General features: G+C 36.4%; 17 protein-coding genes. 7 read left to right on the top strand and 10 right to left on the bottom strand.

Annotated elements, in window-relative coordinates; genetic code table 11:
* Positions 1-77 precede the first annotated feature (77 nt).
* Positions 78-1,205: a molecular chaperone DnaJ gene (gene dnaJ / locus ACMA47_RS04385; protein WP_413928824.1), complete on the top strand. Its 1,128-nt coding sequence runs from the start codon at positions 78-80 to the stop codon at positions 1,203-1,205.
* A 140-nt stretch (positions 1,206-1,345) separates the two neighbouring features.
* On the opposite strand, the gene ACMA47_RS04390 is transcribed toward dnaJ, so the two are convergent.
* Positions 1,346-2,230, bottom strand: a complete 885-nt coding sequence (locus ACMA47_RS04390) for a DUF808 family protein (RefSeq protein ID WP_413928825.1) — start codon at positions 2,228-2,230, stop codon at positions 1,346-1,348.
* A 155-nt stretch (positions 2,231-2,385) separates the two neighbouring features.
* On the opposite strand from ACMA47_RS04390, the gene ACMA47_RS04395 reads away from it, so the two are divergent.
* From ACMA47_RS04395 to ACMA47_RS04405, 3 genes are read left to right on the top strand one after another with little or no spacing between them, the layout of a single operon-like run.
* A complete protein-coding gene (locus ACMA47_RS04395; RefSeq protein WP_413928826.1) occupies positions 2,386-2,868 on the top strand; it encodes a tetratricopeptide repeat protein in 483 nt (160 codons plus the stop codon).
* Between the two features lie 28 nt (positions 2,869-2,896).
* Entirely contained in the window at positions 2,897-4,288 is a 1,392-nt protein-coding gene (locus ACMA47_RS04400; protein WP_413928827.1) for a serine hydrolase, read from the top strand.
* Positions 4,289-4,337: 49 nt separating this feature from the next.
* Entirely contained in the window at positions 4,338-5,207 is an 870-nt protein-coding gene (locus ACMA47_RS04405) for an alpha/beta hydrolase (RefSeq protein ID WP_413928828.1), read from the top strand.
* A gap of 279 nt (positions 5,208-5,486) precedes the next feature.
* On the opposite strand, the gene ACMA47_RS04410 is transcribed toward ACMA47_RS04405, so the two are convergent.
* The 5 genes from ACMA47_RS04410 to ACMA47_RS04430 form a co-directional block, all read right to left on the bottom strand.
* Positions 5,487-6,185 carry a DedA family protein gene (locus ACMA47_RS04410; protein ID WP_034697501.1) on the bottom strand — a complete coding sequence of 233 codons (699 nt, stop codon included), beginning with the start codon at positions 6,183-6,185 and terminating at the stop codon, positions 5,487-5,489.
* An 86-nt stretch (positions 6,186-6,271) separates the two neighbouring features.
* Positions 6,272-7,384, bottom strand: coding sequence for a peptide chain release factor 2 (prfB, locus tag ACMA47_RS04415; protein WP_079240982.1), 1,113 nt, complete (start codon positions 7,382-7,384; stop codon positions 6,272-6,274).
* Between the two features lie 343 nt (positions 7,385-7,727).
* Entirely contained in the window at positions 7,728-8,021 is a 294-nt protein-coding gene (locus ACMA47_RS04420) for a hypothetical protein (RefSeq protein WP_413928829.1), read from the bottom strand.
* An 18-nt stretch (positions 8,022-8,039) separates the two neighbouring features.
* On the bottom strand, positions 8,040-9,143 hold the full coding sequence (locus ACMA47_RS04425) for an NAD(P)/FAD-dependent oxidoreductase (RefSeq protein ID WP_413928830.1): 1,104 nt from the start codon (positions 9,141-9,143) through the stop codon (positions 8,040-8,042).
* Positions 9,144-9,220: 77 nt separating this feature from the next.
* Positions 9,221-10,570, bottom strand: a complete 1,350-nt coding sequence (locus ACMA47_RS04430; protein WP_413928831.1) for an AAA family ATPase — start codon at positions 10,568-10,570, stop codon at positions 9,221-9,223.
* Positions 10,571-10,686: 116 nt separating this feature from the next.
* On the opposite strand from ACMA47_RS04430, the gene ACMA47_RS04435 reads away from it, so the two are divergent.
* Together ACMA47_RS04435 and ACMA47_RS04440 are read left to right on the top strand one after the other, a co-directional pair.
* The gene (locus tag ACMA47_RS04435) at positions 10,687-11,589 is read left to right on the top strand and encodes an ABC transporter ATP-binding protein (RefSeq protein WP_413928832.1); all 903 of its coding nucleotides are present in this window, start codon (positions 10,687-10,689) and stop codon (positions 11,587-11,589) included.
* 2 nt (positions 11,590-11,591) lie between these two features.
* Positions 11,592-12,437 carry an ABC transporter permease gene (locus ACMA47_RS04440; RefSeq protein ID WP_413928833.1) on the top strand — a complete coding sequence of 282 codons (846 nt, stop codon included), beginning with the start codon at positions 11,592-11,594 and terminating at the stop codon, positions 12,435-12,437.
* Positions 12,438-12,605: 168 nt separating this feature from the next.
* Here ACMA47_RS04440 and msrB read toward each other — a convergent pair whose 3' ends face one another.
* The 4 genes from msrB to ACMA47_RS04460 form a co-directional block, all read right to left on the bottom strand.
* On the bottom strand, positions 12,606-13,703 hold the full coding sequence (msrB, locus tag ACMA47_RS04445) for a peptide-methionine (R)-S-oxide reductase MsrB (RefSeq protein ID WP_413928834.1): 1,098 nt from the start codon (positions 13,701-13,703) through the stop codon (positions 12,606-12,608).
* A gap of 17 nt (positions 13,704-13,720) precedes the next feature.
* Positions 13,721-14,164, bottom strand: a complete 444-nt coding sequence (locus ACMA47_RS04450; protein ID WP_413928835.1) for a DUF417 family protein — start codon at positions 14,162-14,164, stop codon at positions 13,721-13,723.
* 80 nt (positions 14,165-14,244) lie between these two features.
* Positions 14,245-14,514, bottom strand: coding sequence for a hypothetical protein (locus tag ACMA47_RS04455; protein ID WP_413928836.1), 270 nt, complete (start codon positions 14,512-14,514; stop codon positions 14,245-14,247).
* Positions 14,515-14,519: 5 nt separating this feature from the next.
* Positions 14,520-15,074 (bottom strand): sigma-70 family RNA polymerase sigma factor, encoded by a 555-nt coding sequence (locus tag ACMA47_RS04460; protein WP_413928837.1) that lies wholly within the window; start codon positions 15,072-15,074, stop codon positions 14,520-14,522.
* Between the two features lie 270 nt (positions 15,075-15,344).
* Here ACMA47_RS04460 and alaS point away from each other — a divergent pair, with 270 nt between their 5' ends.
* Positions 15,345-17,948 (top strand): alanine--tRNA ligase, encoded by a 2,604-nt coding sequence (gene alaS, locus ACMA47_RS04465; protein WP_413928838.1) that lies wholly within the window; start codon positions 15,345-15,347, stop codon positions 17,946-17,948.
* The last annotated feature ends 434 nt before the right edge of the window (positions 17,949-18,382 follow it).

Here is an 18,382-nt window from a genome sequence, read left to right on the forward strand (position 1 = left end):
TGATAATTGATGAATGTTTCACTTATTAGCTTTACAATATCTTTTATCATTTATCAACAATCAATTATAAAGTTGTCATGTCAAAAAGAGATTATTACGAGGTTCTTGAGATCAGCAAATCTGCATCGGCCGACGAAATAAAAAAAGCATACCGTAAAATGGCCATCAAATTTCACCCGGATAAAAATCCGGGAGATAAAGAGGCTGAAGAAAAATTTAAAGAAGCTGCTGAAGCTTACGAAGTTCTGAGCGACGATCAGAAACGTGCAAGATACGACCAGTTCGGACATGCCGGAATGGGTGGAAATGGTGGTTTCGGAGGCGGAGGCTTTGGAGGCGGAATGAACATGGAAGATATTTTCAGCCAGTTTGGAGATATTTTCGGTGGTGGTTTCGGAGGATTCGGTGGAGGCGGTGGAGGCGGTGGAGGCCGTCAGCAGGTGAAAGGTTCTAATTTAAGAATCAGAATCAAGCTGAACCTTGAGGAAATGGTAAATGGTACTCAGAAAACCATCAAAGTAAAGAAAATGAAGATGGCAGAAGGTGCCACTTCAAAAACATGTCCTACCTGTAACGGTTCCGGTGTTCAGTTAAAAGTAATGAATACCATGTTCGGTCAAATGCAGACCCAAACTACATGTAGTACTTGTCAGGGAATTGGAAAAGTTGCTGACAAAATTCCTGCAGGAGCCAATGCACAGGGTCTTATCAAAGATGAAGAGGAAATCACAATCAACATTCCGGCAGGAGCAAGAGATGGTATCCAGCTTAATGTAAGAGGAAAAGGAAATGACGCTCCATTTGGAGGTGTTCCGGGAGATCTATTGGTGATCATTGAAGAGGAAGTAGATCAGGTGATCAAGAGAGAGGGCGATAATCTTCACCAGGAGTTGTATGTTTCATTTGCTGAAGCTGCTTTAGGAACGAAGAAAGAAATTCCTACTGTAGGCGGAAAAGTAAAAATTACTGTTGATCCGGGAACTCAATCCGGAAAGATCCTGAGATTAGCTGGAAAAGGACTTCCAAGCATCGACAGTTATGGTAAAGGAGATATGTTTATCCACATCAATGTATGGACTCCACAAAAGCTTACTAAAGAGCAGAAAGATTTCTTTGAAAAGCAGATGTCCAGCGGAGAAATGGTTGCAGAACCATCCGGAAAGGAAAAAACTTTTTTTGATAAAGTAAAAGATTTATTCAATTAATATAGAAAAAGAGACTTGTAAAAAGTCTCTTTTTTTGTTCAAAGTTCAAAGTTTTATATTCAAGGTTTAAATCTAAATATAAAAAATCCTGCACTCTCTCGAGCACAGGATTTTTTTGGTTATTTAATTCTAATTCTGTTTTATTTTTTTGTCGCTAAGGAATAGATTCCCTTTCCTAAAGTAAATACGGCAACCGCTGCCAATCCACCTACAACGCCAAGCGTAAGCTCTTTCAAAACATCTGGCCAGGTTGGCAATATACCATGGAAAAATTCAATCCTATGCAGAAAAATTCCACCAGCAACCATTATTAAAGCAATTGTTCCTACGACTCCTAATATTTTAATAACAATAGGTAAAGCCTTTACTAATAGATGTCCAAGCCCCCCGAAAAAACCTTTATCCTTACTTTTCTTTATTAATTTAAACCCTGCATCATCCATTCTTACGATCAAAGCTACAATTCCATACACTCCAACAGTAGCGATAAATGCAACCAAGCTCGTTACTAAAATCTGCGTAATGAAAGGATGACTTTCTTCCAATACCGTTCCTAAAGCAATAATAACGATCTCGATGGATAAAATAAAATCAGTTGTAATTGCCGATTTTACTTTCTCTTTTTCAATTTCTTCAGAACTTTTTTCGTCTTCTTCAATTTCCTCTACAACTTCATGACCCTTTTTGTCACGGTGAAAAAGAAATTCTATTACTTTTTCAACACCTTCAAAAGCCAGGTAAAATCCTCCAAGAATCAATACATAATTAATAGCCGGAGCATACAACCAGTTAAGTAAAAAAACGACAGGAAGAATAATCAGTTTATTGATAAATGATCCTTTGGTAATTGCCCATAAAACGGGAATTTCCCTTGAGGAAAGAAAGCCAGTGGCTTTTTCTGCATTTACAGCCAGGTCGTCTCCTAAAATTCCTGCTGTCTTTTGGGTAGCAACCTTACTGGTAACCGCTACATCATCCATCAATGCTGCAATATCATCCAAAATTGCAAAAAAGCCTGATGCCATATTTTAATAATTTTTTAATCTTTGTTAAGTTCAGCAAAAATAATTATTTAATTCCGTTTTTGGATTCATAATCTAACAATAATTTTGAAAATTATAATAATCATTACACAATTCTTCACTTTCAATATTTTATATCTTTGTTTAAAATCTATTCAATGGATAAAAACTGGGAAAACCAATTACAAAGTATATGGCTAAAACTTGGAACTATAAGTAGTGAAGAGTTTATTGGGCAAATTAAAAATCATGTAGAATTACTTACAGAAACGGATTCCCAGGCTATTGCTGATTTTGAAAAAGCCTGCGCTTTTGACTCTACCGGACATGAACAGGAAGCAGAACCATTGTACAGATCAGCATTAGAAAAAGGATTAACTGGCTTACGAAGAAGAAGAGCCAGAATTCAGCTGGCAAGCACCTTAAGAAATAATGGAAAAATAGAAGAAAGTATCCATATTTTAAGGGAGGAAAAAGCCCATTATTCTGATGAACTGGATGATGCAGTAGATTCTTTTTTAGCGTTGTCCCTTTCTTCATCAGGAGAATACAAAGAAGCACTGTCTTTAGCATTGAAAGCAGTATCAAAACATTTGCCCAGATATAATAATTCTTTGAGCCGCTACGCTGAAAACCTGTAATTTTAACCGTTTTTAAAATCTGATACCTATGCAACGTCAATTTCATATTTTAGCTTTAGGATGCGTATTTTGTTTGTTCAGCACATTCTACTCTACTCTGAAAGCTCAGACAGAAAATCATCTCAGTACGATTAACCAGGAAAATAAGAAAGAAGAAATAGACCGCATTATAAAAGCATTTGCAGCAATTAATAAATTTAATGGAACTGCTTTGATCCATTATCAGCATAAAAACATTTTTGAAAGATCATACGGCTGGCAGGATGCAGAAAAAAAGATTTCCAATCAGGACAAAAGTGTGTATCAGATTGCTTCTTTAACCAAATCTTTCACAGCCTTGATCATTGTGAAGCTAAGTGAAGAAGGAAAACTTTCTTTTAAAGATCCTGTCTCAAAGTTTATTCCCGATTATCCTAGAGGAAATGAAATTACTATTGAAAATCTCCTTACTCATACTTCGGGAATTTATGAAATATTGCGAAATAAAGAGTATTTCAATCTTCTTCACACCGGAAAATCCATACCAAAAGATAAAGAACTTTCATTTTTTAAAAATGAACCATTGGATTTTGAGCCCGGAACTCAGTTTTCTTATACCAATTCAGGGTATATCCTATTAGGACTTATCATTGAAAAAATCACAGGGCTTTCTTATGAAGATGCTGTAAGAAAATTCATCCTAAATCCTCTGAAGATGACTCACACCGGCTTTAACTACCTAGCTCTGAAAAGCCCGTACAAAACAGTTTCCTATTCTTATATTTCAAACACAAAACAGGAAAAAACACAAGTCTGGAATTCTACATTAACCGGCCCTGCCGGACAAATCTACAGTACCGTTGAAGATCTGTACCATTACTATATTGGATTGAGAGATTATAAAATTGTTTCCAAAGAAGCATTTAAAAAAGCAACCACGCCTTATTTGAGTGGCTACGGCTATGGATGGTTTATTGATGATCTTTATGGGAAAAAACTCATTAACCATGGTGGAAATATTGAGGGTTCTACAAGTTATTTTGCCATGCTTCCGGAGGATGATCTCTGCATTATCCTTCTGAACAATATCACGAGTAAAAAACTGGAGAAAGCAGGTAATACTATTTTAGCGGCTCTCTTAAAACAACCATACACACTTCCAGAGCCAAAGAAAGAAGTAGTATTGAGTCCTGATGTCCTTAAAAAATACGTGGGAGATTATCAGCTTTCAGATGATAGCATTATCCATATTCTGTACGAAAACGGGCAGCTTTTTATGCAGAACAATAAAGATCCTAAAGTCAGAATTTTAGCTGAAAAAGAAGATGCATTTTTCCTTCAGGATGATGACACTGAGATTTCTTTCATTTTCAAAGAAGGTGAAAAAGGCGTTATTACCATCAAAAAAGGGTTGTCATCAAAAACAGCGGAAAAGCTTTAATTAAACCTTTTTGCTTCATCATCAATAGAATTTTCCGTAAATTTAAGTAATGAAAAAGCTCATTCTCCGGTATCATTTTTTCGTCATGGGATGCATTGGTTTCCTTCTGCAGTCCTGTAATACGAAATTCAGAGTTTGGGTAGGTCCGGGAGGACAACAGAAGATTTACAATCTGAAATATGGTGAGCATAAGAGACAGAAAATGGATGTCTTTCTTCCCAAAGACTACGCTGAAGATTCTCCTGTAGTTCTTATCGTTCATGGTGGAGCCTGGACTTTGGGTAAAAAAGAGCATATGATTCAGGTTCAGAAGATGCTTTTTGAAAATAGAATTCCAAGCATCAGCATGAACTATAGATTGGTTTCTACAAAGGAGAAAATCACTTATAGACAACAGCTCGAAGATATTGGTCTCGTCATTGAAAAATTCAATTCTCTGGCAGAAAAAGCAGAACTACAGCCTAACAATTATATTCTGTTGGGAGAAAGTGCCGGTGGACATCTCGCCTTACTGTACGGATATCAGCATCCTGAACAGATCAAAAAAATCATCTCTTTAAGCGGACCTACAGATTTTTACAGCTCTGAATATCTTAAATCTTTTTATTCCAAATACACTTCTCCTACTTTTCAAAAGGTAGTAGGGACTAAGTTTGATCGGAAAAATATCTCTGAAGCCTTTAAAGAAGCCAGCCCCATTGCCAATATTACAAATGTTCCGACCCTGTTATTTCAGGGAAATAATGATGTACTGGTGAATCAACATCAGGGAATTGCTATGGACTCAGCACTTACAAAAATGGACATTCCACACAAATTCATTTTCATGAAAGGAGCCGGACATGCACCAAGGTTTTTTAGTAAAAGAAAAAGAGACAGTATTATCTACCCGAATATTCTGGAATGGATAAAAAAGTAAAGATATCTAACAGAATTTATTTGATTATTAAACGCAAAGGATAAATAATTACAACTCATTATTGTAAGAAAGCAAAGAAGTCGTGACTTTATCACTGATGAAGCTCACGAATATATATCCATACGCTTAGAAAGAATCAATTTTATTGATTTCTACCTTTGCTCTCTTAAAATAATACTCAATACAAATTAATCTTTGTGTTTTAAAAAAATATTTACAAGCAATAAAAAAGCCATCTCAACAATGAGACGGCTCTATATTTTTGATTGAATTTCTTATTTATTCAAAATCCTGGTCTTCGTATTTTTTAGCAAGATCTTCTTTTTTTCCGAAAACGAACTTGAAGATGACCGGAAGTGTGGTTACCAATACAATGACGATAATGATGTATTCCAGCTTTTGTTTTAAGTTGATTCCAAACTGTTCCATGAAAAGTTTATCCAGATAATGCCCTGCAAAGATCAAAATGAATGACCATAATACAGCACCAATAATATTATCTCTTAAAAACTCTTTTTTATCCATCTTTACAATACCTGCTACAATGGGTGTAAAAGTTCTTACAACCGGTAAGAATCTTGCCATAATAACAGCTAATGCTCCATGTTTTTCAAAGAAATCGTGTGCCTGATAAAGGTATTTTTTCTTGAAAAGCATTGAATCTGGTCTTTTGTATAAAGCGGGTCCTGCTTTTCTTCCGAAATAATATCCTACTTCATTTCCTATTATAGCAGCAAGAGCCACTCCGGAAGCTAAAAGTGTAGTATCTAAGAAATCGCTCCCTGTAGAGCCAAAAGTCTCTTTGATGATTTCAACAGCATAAATTCCCGAAACGAACAATAGTGAATCCCCAGGTAGAAAAAATCCTACAAAAAGACCTGTTTCAGCAAAAACAATAAACAAAATCAGCCAAAACCCTCCCATTTTTATATAAAACTCCGGGTTTAATAAATCCTTCCAGCTATTGAAATCTTCCATAAATATCGATGAACAACAAAAGTAAGTCTAAAATGTCTGAAACAAAAATTAATTATAAGATTTTAACTAAAATTCAAACATGATTTTTATAAGTCCATATCATCATCGGAAACTGCCGTTCCATCGGCCATTAAGAATGCTTTCAGGAATGGGGTGATATTTCCGTTCATTACGGCATCCACATCTGAAGTTTCATGACCGGAACGTACATCTTTTACCAGCTTGTACGGATGCATGACGTAGTTTCTGATCTGGCTTCCCCACTCGATCTTCATTTTGTTGGCTTCAATTTCATTTCTGGCTTTCATACGCTCTTCCAGTTCCATTTCGTAAAGTCTTGAACGAAGGAGCTGCATAGCCTTTTCTTTATTCTGAAGCTGAGAACGGGATTCTGAATTTTCAATGATAATTCCTGTTGGTGCGTGACGAAGACGTACAGCCGTTTCCACCTTGTTGACGTTCTGTCCTCCAGCTCCGGAAGCTCTCATGGTTTCAAAGCTGATATCTGCCGGATTGATATTAATTTCAATCGTATCATCTACTAATGGATAAACATATACGGAAACAAAACTTGTATGACGTTTTGCATTACTGTCAAAAGGAGAAATCCTTACCAAACGGTGTACTCCGTTTTCACCTCTTAAATATCCAAAAGCGAATTCGCCTTCAATTTCAAGGGTAACAGTTTTCACACCTGCTACATCACCTTCCTGGAAGTTCAGTTCACGGATTTTATAGCCTTGTTTTTCTGCCCACATCGTATACATTCTCATCAGCATAGCTGCCCAGTCGCAACTTTCTGTTCCTCCTGCTCCTGCTGTAATCTGCAGCACTGCAGAAAGTTCATCACCTTCGTTGGAAAGCATATTTTTGAATTCCAGATCTTCAATTTTTTCCACCAATTGCGGGAAGGTTTCATCCAGTTCTTTTTCAGAATCCGGATCTTCTTTAGCAAAATCAGCCAAAACCTGCAGATCTTCAAACTGTGTCTGAATCTCGTCATAACCCTCTACCCATTTTTTCTTGGAACGAAGCTGTTTTAGAAATGCTTCAGCCGTTTTTGGATTGTCCCAAAATTCAGGTGCCGCAGTTTTTTCGTCATCATTGGCTATTTCAATCTTCTTTTTTTCAATCTGAAGATATCTGTGTAAGTCTTCAATTCTGGATTGAACTTCTTTTATCTGGTCGTTGTTAATCACGAATGTTTCTTTTTTGCAAAAATAAGGAATTCTTTTAGAGTGGCGAGGTGCGGGTTCTTAGTTTTCGGGGTTCGGGATTCGAGTTTTTGGGATACTGGATTTTTTTGGGAATTTAATGGAGGTTCAGAATCTGATTTAAGAGAAACTATTCCTCTATTATTTCGGCGTCAAAGCTTCTTCTAAGATATTCCTTTGCTTGTTTACTTTCCGATTTGAACCTAACTATAGTTAAAGCATAGACAAACAAAAGCATCAATAATGGAAGAAAAAGTTCTACAGATATTTCTTTTGCTCTTATATCTCTTATAGAAACACCTATGAAGAAAAGCAAGGCAAATGAGCATCAGATTATTAAAAAAAAGGATACAAATGCATGTAATGATAGAGTCACCTGTATTTTTACCCCATCATTTCCATTTTGAATTCTACCGTTTATCTGAGGAAGAAAAGAATTCCTGTATTGAATAACTCTGCTTATTTCAAAGCTATTATTATGGATAGATCCTTCATATTCTTTTATATAATTTCTCCCTAACCCGAATTTTTTGGGTTCTACAAAACCGGAAAGTCTTGTTAAAACTTCCTCTTCAGATAAGTTTGTTTTATAAGTAATACGTTCAAAGGGCAAGTATTTCATAGGTATCAGCCGTGGTATTTATATCATTTCTGCTATCATTTCTCCAATTTTCGGAGCTAAAGCAACGCCCATTCCTGAAAGTCTTACCGCACAAAACTGTCTCTCAGAAACTTGTTTTACAATAGGTGACTTTTCTTCGCCCATAGCCATGATTCCCGACCAGCGAAGGGCAATTTTAAACTCATCGTTGGGAAGTATAACTTCTTTTAAAAAGTTTTCTAAGTGATTCTGCAGAAATTCTGTGGTTTCAAAAGCAGTCGTTTCTTCTGTTTTAAAATCCTGATTTCTTCCGCCACCAAGCAATATTCTGTTCCCTAAGTTTCTGAAGTAATAGTAGCCTTCATCGTAATGAAAGGTTCCTTTAAGCTTTAATCCATCTATAGGTTCTGTCAGAAGAACCTGTCCACGGGCAGGAATAATATTTTCTTTTTCCAGAAATTTTGAAGTGAATGCATTGGTACAATAAATAAGCTGGTCGGCGATTACAGAAAGATCTGTTGAAAGCTGAACTTCAACTTTGTTTGTTTCTACAATACTCTGAACTTCCGTTCCAAATAAAAACTCAATTTTCAGTTCGTGGCATTTCTCCAGTAGTTTCTGTACTAACTTTCCGGAGTGAAGACCTCCTTCACAGGGATTTTCAATCAGGAACACAGATTTTCCAAGTCCGAATTCCTTTATTTTATTCTGTTTTAAAGTATAAGTCTGATCCAGTCCGGTTATTGTTTTCAGTTTTTTATTTACAGCATCAATCTGGGTTAAAGGCCCTTCAGTGTTTACAATTTCATAACCTCCATTCAGTTCAAAATCAATTTCATCATGTTTAAAATAATGCTGGATTTTCTGAAGTCCGTTAAATCTCATTGTAACGAGCTCCAGTGTTTTTTCCCAGCCCATTTTCTCAGAATCGGCAATCACTTCGGTAAGACTTCCAAAGCAGGCAAACCCCGCATTTCTTGTGGAAGCACCCAATGGAATGGTATTCCGTTCAATAATAAGAACAGATTTTTCAGGATACTTCTCCTTTATGGATATGGCTGTCCATAGCCCGGAAAACCCCGCACCAATAATGATGATGTCTCTTTTTCTGTAGAATGTATCCAATTCCCAAATACTGTTCATAAATAATGAGTAATAGGTAATGAGTAATTTTTATAAAACCTTAAACCTTAAACTTTAAACCTTGAACTTTAAACAGTTTATCCTTTATCTCCTTCATTATGCTGAAATCCGATTGCTCTTTGCGGCTCTTCGACAACTCTGTAGGTTTCCAGTTCATTTTTCAGAGCCTGAATCCTAAACCTGAAGTCATCAAAATTATTGATAATAGCATCTGCAAGAAATCTTGCTACCTGATCAAGATATTCTTCGGTAAGTTTTGACCCGGCATCCCTCAACGCACTCTCTAAGAGTTTCTGATCAATTTTCAGCTTTTCGTTTCTGGTTCTCTGATAAAGGTTTTTAATTCTTTTCTTTAAGCTTTGAGTGAAGTCTATCAGCATTGTGTTACTGAAAGCTTTCATCTTTGAAGAAATTTCATGCCAGAAAGGAACCTTATCGGCTTTGTTATTTTTAAGTATTTTGTAGAGTAAAGAATCTTCTTCCAGCCCTCTGGTCATGGCATAAAGTATAATTTCTGAACGCTCTGAAGCATTGGGTGGAAATATGGGAATCATCACATCAAATCTTCCCGGAGCAAGAATTTCTTCGTCAATTTCTGAAACGGAATTGGCAGAACCAACCATCAGAACGCCTTCTTTTTCAAATTTTCCGATGTAGTGAAGAATCAATTCCTGAGCTTCAAGATTACAGGAAGCAACATCTGTCTCTGCCCTTCTCTGCATCATAATTTCATCAAAATCATCCATGAAAAGCAGCATTTTGTTTTCCTTCATCATACTCAGCAGGAAATCACTGAAATTGATCTCATTTCCGTCAATCAGCGAAGTTCCCAAATAGTGTTTTTTAACTTCTTTAAACTGATATCCGATGATTTCAGCAATTTTATTGGCCCAGAATATCTTTCCGCTTCCCGGAGGACCATACAGGATAATTCCCGCAGGTTTATTGATGCCCCAGTCTTTGATCTGCTGTGGATTCAGGAAGGGTTCCAAAACAGTGGATGTATAAAAGAAAAGGTCTCTGTACCCTATAAAATCTCTTTGCTGAAGACTGGTTTTATGCCCAAAATAATCGTAGACAAACTGATAATTCCCTCCAAGTTTGTTATCAATTCCATAGCTTGATATAGAGGATTTGAAAAAACCATTATCGAAAATATTGAGATTATTGTCTTTGATCACCTTTTCCACCTTATCTTTTGGCTGCTTAATGACTTCGGCAATCTGCTCGAGTGTTTTATTTTTATCAAGATCTTTTTCATATAGTCTTAAAAAATCTACATTCTCACGGGCAAATTTTTCAAAATCTTCTTTTACGTCAAAATTTGTACTGACACAGTCTACCAGTTCAAGATCAAAATCCTGGATAAACTGTTTGATGGCTTCTGCAGATACATTTAATTCTTCTGCCAGTTCAATTAGCTTCATAACTGTTGATTAATTCTACCAAATTTAATGTATTTGTCCATAAATTAATATTGATTTATGATAATTCTGTAACATTCTCTAATTTATATAGACTACTACTATGTAAAACAAATTACATGGAAAAGATTTTATCAGTAAAAAATTTGACGAAGAAATTCAAGAGAGTTGTGGTGAACAATATTTCTTTTGATGTCGAAAGAGGAAATGTTTATGGCCTTTTGGGTCCGAACGGAAGTGGCAAATCCACTACTTTCGGAATGCTGCTTTCAACCATCAATCCTACCAGCGGAGACTGGTTTTGGTTTGGAAAAAAAGGAACTGATCCTGATACTTTGAAAAAGATCGGAGCAATTATCGAACAGCCTAACTTTTATCCTTATTTAAGTGCAGAAACCAACCTTAAGATTGTCGCTGAAATTAAGCAAACGCCCTATTCAAGGATTGACGAAGTTCTGAAAACGGTTAATCTGTATGAAAGAAGAAAAGATACTTTCAAAACTTTCTCTTTAGGAATGAAACAGCGTCTTGCCATAGCTTCAGCGATGCTCAACAATCCTGAAGTAATGATTTTAGATGAACCTACCAACGGACTGGATCCTGAAGGAATCATTCAGATCAGAGAAATCATCAGTGATATTGCCAAGCAGGGAATCACCATTATCATTGCGAGCCATCTTCTGGATGAAATTGAGAAAATCTGCAGCCATGTGATTGTCCTGAAAGAAGGAAACTCTATTTATTGTGGAAGAGTGGATGAAATGACGTCCAACAATGGCTATTTCGAACTGAAAGCGGATAATAATACATTGCTGTTAAATGCTCTTAATGAGCTTCAGTGGTTCTCTTCCATCCATCAGGAAGGTGATCTTATCAAAGCCCAGATCCGCGATGATGCTTCCATTTCAGCTTCAGCGATGAATCAGAAACTGGCAGAGAAAGGAATCTACCTGTCCCACTTGACCAGAAAAAAGCTATCTCTTGAATCTCAATTCCTTGAACTTGTAAAAAACACTAATTAATCATGATCAAATTATTAAAACTTGAATATTACAAAAACCTGAACTACCAACCGTTTAAGGTTTTCACGATACTTTATTTTGCCATTCTTATTGCGTTGCTTTTCATTGGATTGGTCGACTTTGATGTTTTTGGAGGAACCATTAACTTAAAAGAACAAGGGATTTATAATTTCCCCGAAATCTGGAATTTCACCACATGGATTGTTGCTTTGTTAAAAATTTTCCTGGGATTAATCATTGTTTTCTCCATTTCCCAGGAATTCAGCAACCGCATGTTCAAGCAGAATACGATTGATGGATTGAGCAGAAAGGAATTCATCACTTCAAAATTATTGACGATAAGCATTTTTACTATTGTTTCGACAGCCATTGTGTTGGGAATTACTTTGTTTCTGGGATATCAATATTCGAATACAACGGAATCTACAAAGGCTTTTGCTGAGATCTTCTTTATTGGAAATTATTTTGTGAAGCTATTTACCTTCTTTTGCTTCTTAATGTTCCTTTCTATTTTACTGAGAAAATCTGTTTTTGTTTTTCTTGCCCTTTTCGTTTTCTGGATTGGCGAAGGAATTTTAACCGCTCTTGAAACGTATTCAAAAGTAAAAGGAATGCAGGGACCGCAAAGAAATGAGGTTCTTCAGAATGACTTTTTTATTTCGCATCTTTTACCCCTGGAAAGTATGTCCAGCCTAATTCCTAACCCGATGATGAGATTAAATATGGCTAAAATGATGGGACTAAAATATGAATTCCACTACCCTACAGAAAGCCTTATCGCTTGCCTGGTGTGGTGTGCTGTTTTCATCTTCGGTTCGTACTGGATTCTGAGAAAAAGGGATTGGTAGATTTAATTATACTATGAATTCAAAATAAAAAGGCTGCCAGATAGCACAATAATTTGGCTTTTGTCATTCTGACGAAGGAAGAATCTCATTAATCAGTAGACCTATGAGATTCTTCACTTCATTTCATTTCGTTCAGAATGACATTTTTTAGGCAGCCTTCCTTTCACATTACTTTTTATCTAACAACGGAAGATATTTTCCGTATCCTTTACTTTCCATTTCCGCTTTCGGAATAAACTTCAGAGAAGCACTGTTGATACAGTAACGAAGTCCTCCTTTATCCTGCGGCCCGTCTGTGAAAACGTGTCCCAAGTGGGCATCACCGGTTTTACTTCTTACTTCTACTCTGTCCATACCATGGGAACGATCCAGCTTTTCATCAATCAAACCTTTGGTAATCGGTTTGGAGAAACTTGGCCATCCACATCCGGATTCAAATTTATCTGTAGAGACAAACAAAGGTTCTCCTGTGGTAATATCTACATAAATTCCTTCACGGGTTTCGTTCCAGTATTCATTCTGAAAAGGTCTTTCTGTTCCGTTTTCCTGGGTAACATTATATTGTTCTTCAGTCAGTTTTCCTTTTAAAACCTTTTTATCTTGTTTTTGATAGGTTGGCTTTGGAAGTGGATTGGCTTTTTTCGCCATTTCAAAAAGTCCCGGTTCAATATGGCAGTAACCGCCCGGATTTTTATCCAGATAATCCTGATGATAATCTTCTGCCTTGTAGAAATTTTTCAATGGAATAGTTTCTACGACTACTGGTTTATTATAATTGTTTGCCAGCTTCTGAACTTCATCTTTTACCACCGCTTCATCCTTTTTATCAGTGAAATAAATTCCTGTTCTGTACTGGTTTCCTCTGTCATTTCCCTGTTGATCCTTGCTTGTAGGATCAATGGTTTTAAAATACAGATCAATCAATAGTTTCAGATCTACCTGTTCAGGATCATATTTTACTTTTACGGTTTCTGCAAAACCTGTTGTATGACTTACCACTTCTTCATAAGTAGGATTTTGGGTATTTCCGTTGGCATACCCCACTTCTGTTCCTACAACACCACGAATTTGTTGAAAAAAATGTTCTGTTCCCCAGAAACATCCACCTGCAAAATAAATCTCTCTAACGTTTTTGTTATCCATAATTTTCTCATTTTCTTTTTTTACTTCCACTACATCAGGCTTGTTTTTTTTGAAAAGCCCGGACCCCGCAGCAAAGACTGCTATACCAAGAATGACTCCAAGTACGATTAATATATTTTTCATTTTTACTTTTTTATTCATTACTTATTATTTTGAACGATCATGAATCCAAATCCTAAAAGCATAAGGTCTTTTAAAATAAAGAAATCCGTCACAGGCACTCCGTCCACTACTTTCCATATTCCCGGTGTTGTAAACAAATAGCTTAATGTCACCAGAAAGGTTACGATCATTCCTATCCCTGCATACTTTTTCAATACAGCAAATTTCGCACTAAATATCAGGAGTAAGGCAATGATAATTTCTATCACTCCGATAAGATTTGACACTGCCTGGACGCTTATAATTTTATATACGAAAAAAGTTAAGAAATGGTTTTCTACCAAGGGTTTTATTGCAGCGGCTTCTGTGGGAGTGAATTTGAAGATACCAATCCACAGTAAAATAAGTGCTGCTCCGAAAAGGGAGATATAATACCCGATTCGGGTTAATTGATTTTTAGATTCCTGTACTGTTCCGACCATATTTTTAAGATTTTAAATGAATACTTTATTGTTTTCAAAAGTATAGTCGGTGCTATTTTAAAATCCTGACAGAAATTATCCTAGAAATTTAATTTATCGATCATTTTATTTTTAAAGTCTTGAATTTCAGAATCATTAATTTCAGTTTCTTTTTCAGAAAAAGTCTTTTTAAAAGCTTTATCCAGAAGAGCAAGCTTTTCATTGTACATCCTGCACCATTTACAGATCATCAGATGCATGCTGAGCATCCTGTTTTCTCTGGAAGAAATAGATTGCGCATTCCTCTTTTCCATCAGTAAAGTAGCTTCACTGCATGGTAAAAATAATTTATGTAGTATTCTTCTTATCATTTCTCTTATGATTTTGAAAACCAGTTAAACTCCAGACATTCTCTGAGCTGCATACGGCTTCTTTGCAAAATCTTCCAAAGATTAGTCGTAGAAACTTCTAATTCCTGACTGACTTCCGGTGCTTTTTTTTCTTCGATGTAATACATTTTAAGCAGAATTTTCCATCTGGAAGGCAATTCTTCAATACATTCTTCCAATGTTTTATTAAATTCTATACTGTCTAAAAGTTCATCACCATCTCCAGAAACATTCCAGTCGTTTAAAACATCATTATTTTTCCATGATCCGGTTTCATCAAAAAAATGATCGAGTCGGATATTGGGTTCAGATTTATACTTTTTACGGTAAAAATCTGCAACTTTCCTGTTCAGAATAGCCATCAGCCATGTAAGCGCATTGCTTTTCCCTTCAAAAGAATCATAAGCTGAGTAAGCAGCAAGAAAAACTTCCTGAACAACATCCTGTGCATCTTCTTTATTTGATAGTACGTACAGTGCGCGCTTCAAAAGCGGCCCTGAATATTGTTCTATCCAGCTTTTCAGTTCTTCATCTTTTGTCATTGGAAGGATTTTTTGTCTTTTTTCAGATCGCAACGAAGGTAGGAAGTTAAATGGAAAATTGCAAAATGAGATCGATTATTATTGATTACAGCCATTACAAACTTACCATCTCAAACCTTACAGATTTTGAAAACCTGTAAGGTTTACCACACCTCCATTAGCCAAACTCGTTATCATTCAAAACATAGCATAAAATTATTACAAATCGCTTAAAAATCTTAAATTTGCATCTTATCAAAATTTGATATTTAAAAAAGCAAAAGCAATACTATGACATCACAAGAGATACGTCAAAAATTTTTAGATTATTTTAAAAGTAAGGAGCACTTGATCGTTCCTTCAGCTCCTATTGTGCTGAAAGACGATCCTACCCTTATGTTTTCCAACTCCGGAATGACGCAGTTCAAGGATTTTTTCCTTGGCTACAAAACCCCTACCTCCCCTAGAATTGCCGATACACAGAAGTGTCTGAGAGTTTCAGGGAAACACAATGACCTGGATGATGTAGGGAGAGATACTTACCACCATACCATGTTTGAAATGTTAGGAAACTGGTCTTTCGGGGATTACTTCAAAAAAGAGGCTATTGCTTTTGCCTGGGAATTACTGACTGAAGTATACGGAATTCCAAAAGAAAATTTATACGTAACGATTTTTGAAGGAGATGCTTCAGAAAATCTGGACAGAGACCAGGATGCTTATGACTTCTGGAAATCTCATATTTCAGAGGACAGAATCATCAACGGAAATAAAAAAGATAACTTCTGGGAAATGGGTGAAAGCGGACCATGCGGACCGTGTTCGGAAATCCATATTGACCTGAGAACTCCTGAAGAAAAAGCAGCAGTTCCGGGAATTTCCCTTGTGAATCAGGACCACCCGCAGGTTGTGGAAGTCTGGAATCTGGTTTTCATGGAATTCAACAGAAAGGCAGATAAATCTTTAGAGAAACTTCCTGCTCAGCACGTAGATACAGGAATGGGCTTTGAGCGTCTTTGTATGGCACTTCAAGGGAAGTCTTCCAACTATGATACGGATGTTTTCACACCGCTTATTGCTAAAGTTGAGGAACTTTCAGGTAAAAAATATACCGGAATTTTAGAAGACGAAAAAGATATTGCCATCCGTGTTGTGGTAGACCACATCAGAGCAGTTTCTTTTGCTATTGCAGACGGACAATTGCCATCCAACGGAGGAGCCGGTTATGTGATCAGAAGAATTTTAAGAAGAGGAATTTCTTATTCTTACAGATTCCTGGATATGAAAGAGCCTTTCCTTTACAAACTGGTGGCTGTTCTGCAGGAACAAATGGGAGCTTTCTTTCCAGAACTTGAAAAACAAGGAAAACTGGTTGCTGAAGTGATCAAAAGTGAAGAAGATTCATTCTTAAAAACAATTGAAAACGGTCTGATCAGAGTAGAAAAACTGATCCAGCAGACTATTGCCAATAATCAGAAAGTATTACCAAGTGAAGAAGTTTTTGAACTGTATGATACTTATGGTTTCCCTGATGATTTAACAAGAATTATTGCAGAAGAAAAAGGATTAACAATTGATGAAGCAGGTTTCAAAGCTGAAATGGAGAAACAGAAGCTCCGTTCAAAAGCTGATTCTGCTCAGAAAGTTTATGACTGGGTTACCCTGGAAGAAAGAGATGAAAACTTTGTAGGATATGATCAAATTGAATCCGAAACCTATATCACAAGATACAGAAAGGTAGAAAATAAAGACGGAGAATTTTACCAGGTGGTATTAAGCAATTCTCCTTTCTATCCTGAAGGTGGTGGACAAGTTGGAGACAAAGGTGTTCTTGAGAATGCGGTTGAAAGCTTTGAAGTATTGGAGACTAAGAAGGAAAACGGATTGATTATTTCTTTGATCAACGGTCTTCCAAAAGATGCCGGTGCTGTTTTCTATGCTAAAGTAAACGCTTCTGAAAGAAAAAATTCTCAGGCCAACCACTCTGTGACTCACCTTCTGCATGAAGCTTTAAGGGAGGTGTTAGGAACTCACGTAGAACAGAAAGGTTCTTATGTTGGTCCTGATTATCTTCGTTTCGACTTCTCTCACTTCAACAAAATGACGGAAGAAGAATTAGCATTAATTGAAGAAAAAGTAAACAAAAAGATCAAAGAAAGTATTGCTTTACAGGAATTCAGAAATATTCCGATTCAGGAAGCTCTGGAAAAAGGGGCAATGGCTTTATTTGGTGAAAAATATGGTGATAGTGTGAGAATGATCCAGTTTGGAAGTTCAAAAGAACTTTGCGGGGGAACTCACGTAAAAAACACCAGCGAAATTGGTCATTTCAAGATCACTTCTGAAGGTTCTGCGGCTGCGGGAATCAGAAGAATTGAGGCTATTTCGGGAGATAAATCCGAAGAATATTTCAACAATCTTGAAAAACAGATCATTGAACTTTCTCAATTATTAAAGTCTAAAGATGTGGTAAGATCGATCGAAAAACTGATCGAAGAAAATACGTCATTGAAGGCTGAAGTAGATGCTCTTAAAAAGGAAAAAGCAAAAGGAGAAATCGGAGAATGGAAGAATTCATATGAGCAGAAAGGCAACAAACAGCTTTTAGTAAAGAAAACTTCTCTGGATGCAGGTTCTGTAAAAGACATCGTATTCCAGCTGAAGAGAGAAATCCCAACTTCAGTAACGATTATACTTTCTGATGCAGACGGAAAACCAATGATTACCGTTGGAGTTTCTGATGATCTGGCTGCAGATTACCAGGCTGGAGCTATCGTAAAAGACCTTGCTAAAGAAATCCAAGGTGGTGGTGGTGGAAACCCAGGTTTCGCTACTGCTGGTGGTAAAAACCTTGAAGGGTTAGAAAACGCTTACCAAAAAGCTTTGAATATTTAAAATAGAAACCTCTATTATAAATTTTAACTCCGGCTGTCTCAAAATTGAGACAGCCGGAGTTGTTTTTACCCTATCTCTCCTATTATATTCTTAACGCAAAGTTTTTCGTATAGCACGTCGTATGGAAGGGAGCAAAGAGGAAAATCAATTTCATTGATTCTGACTAAGCGTAAGTAATAATTACACTTCCATCAGATAAAGCAAATTTCCCATAAACATCTGTGTCATCCGTGAAATCCGTGGGAGATTAAAATAAAATAATTAGGAAAAGGTTACACAAGCCGGATATAGGTTTTATTTAACGCTAAGGATCACAAAGAAACGCTCATGCTATCATCAATATTTACGTTCGCAAAGGCGTTACACTCAGCTATGAAATGATTGCGTTTTTTGCTAAATGGAATGCCTTTGCGAACGAAAAAAGCAGGAAATAA

This window comes from Chryseobacterium sp. T20 (assembly GCF_047345655.1).
Taxonomy (GTDB): domain Bacteria; phylum Bacteroidota; class Bacteroidia; order Flavobacteriales; family Weeksellaceae; genus Chryseobacterium.

Coding starts and splice junctions, on each gene's coding strand:
- ACMA47_RS04420 (WP_413928829.1), bottom strand. CDS start 8,021: ATGAAATACTTGCCCTTTGAACGTATTACTTATAAAACAAACTTATCT.
- ACMA47_RS04390 (WP_413928825.1), bottom strand. CDS start 2,230: ATGGCATCAGGCTTTTTTGCAATTTTGGATGATATTGCAGCATTGATG.
- ACMA47_RS04400 (WP_413928827.1), top strand. CDS start 2,897: ATGCAACGTCAATTTCATATTTTAGCTTTAGGATGCGTATTTTGTTTG.
- msrB (WP_413928834.1), bottom strand. CDS start 13,703: ATGAAAAATATATTAATCGTACTTGGAGTCATTCTTGGTATAGCAGTC.
- ACMA47_RS04440 (WP_413928833.1), top strand. CDS start 11,592: ATGATCAAATTATTAAAACTTGAATATTACAAAAACCTGAACTACCAA.
- ACMA47_RS04410 (WP_034697501.1), bottom strand. CDS start 6,185: ATGGAAGATTTCAATAGCTGGAAGGATTTATTAAACCCGGAGTTTTAT.
- dnaJ (WP_413928824.1), top strand. CDS start 78: ATGTCAAAAAGAGATTATTACGAGGTTCTTGAGATCAGCAAATCTGCA.
- ACMA47_RS04430 (WP_413928831.1), bottom strand. CDS start 10,570: ATGAAGCTAATTGAACTGGCAGAAGAATTAAATGTATCTGCAGAAGCC.
- alaS (WP_413928838.1), top strand. CDS start 15,345: ATGACATCACAAGAGATACGTCAAAAATTTTTAGATTATTTTAAAAGT.
- ACMA47_RS04405 (WP_413928828.1), top strand. CDS start 4,338: ATGAAAAAGCTCATTCTCCGGTATCATTTTTTCGTCATGGGATGCATT.
- ACMA47_RS04395 (WP_413928826.1), top strand. CDS start 2,386: ATGGATAAAAACTGGGAAAACCAATTACAAAGTATATGGCTAAAACTT.
- ACMA47_RS04460 (WP_413928837.1), bottom strand. CDS start 15,074: ATGACAAAAGATGAAGAACTGAAAAGCTGGATAGAACAATATTCAGGG.
- ACMA47_RS04455 (WP_413928836.1), bottom strand. CDS start 14,514: ATGATAAGAAGAATACTACATAAATTATTTTTACCATGCAGTGAAGCT.
- ACMA47_RS04450 (WP_413928835.1), bottom strand. CDS start 14,164: ATGGTCGGAACAGTACAGGAATCTAAAAATCAATTAACCCGAATCGGG.
- ACMA47_RS04425 (WP_413928830.1), bottom strand. CDS start 9,143: ATGAACAGTATTTGGGAATTGGATACATTCTACAGAAAAAGAGACATC.
- ACMA47_RS04435 (WP_413928832.1), top strand. CDS start 10,687: ATGGAAAAGATTTTATCAGTAAAAAATTTGACGAAGAAATTCAAGAGA.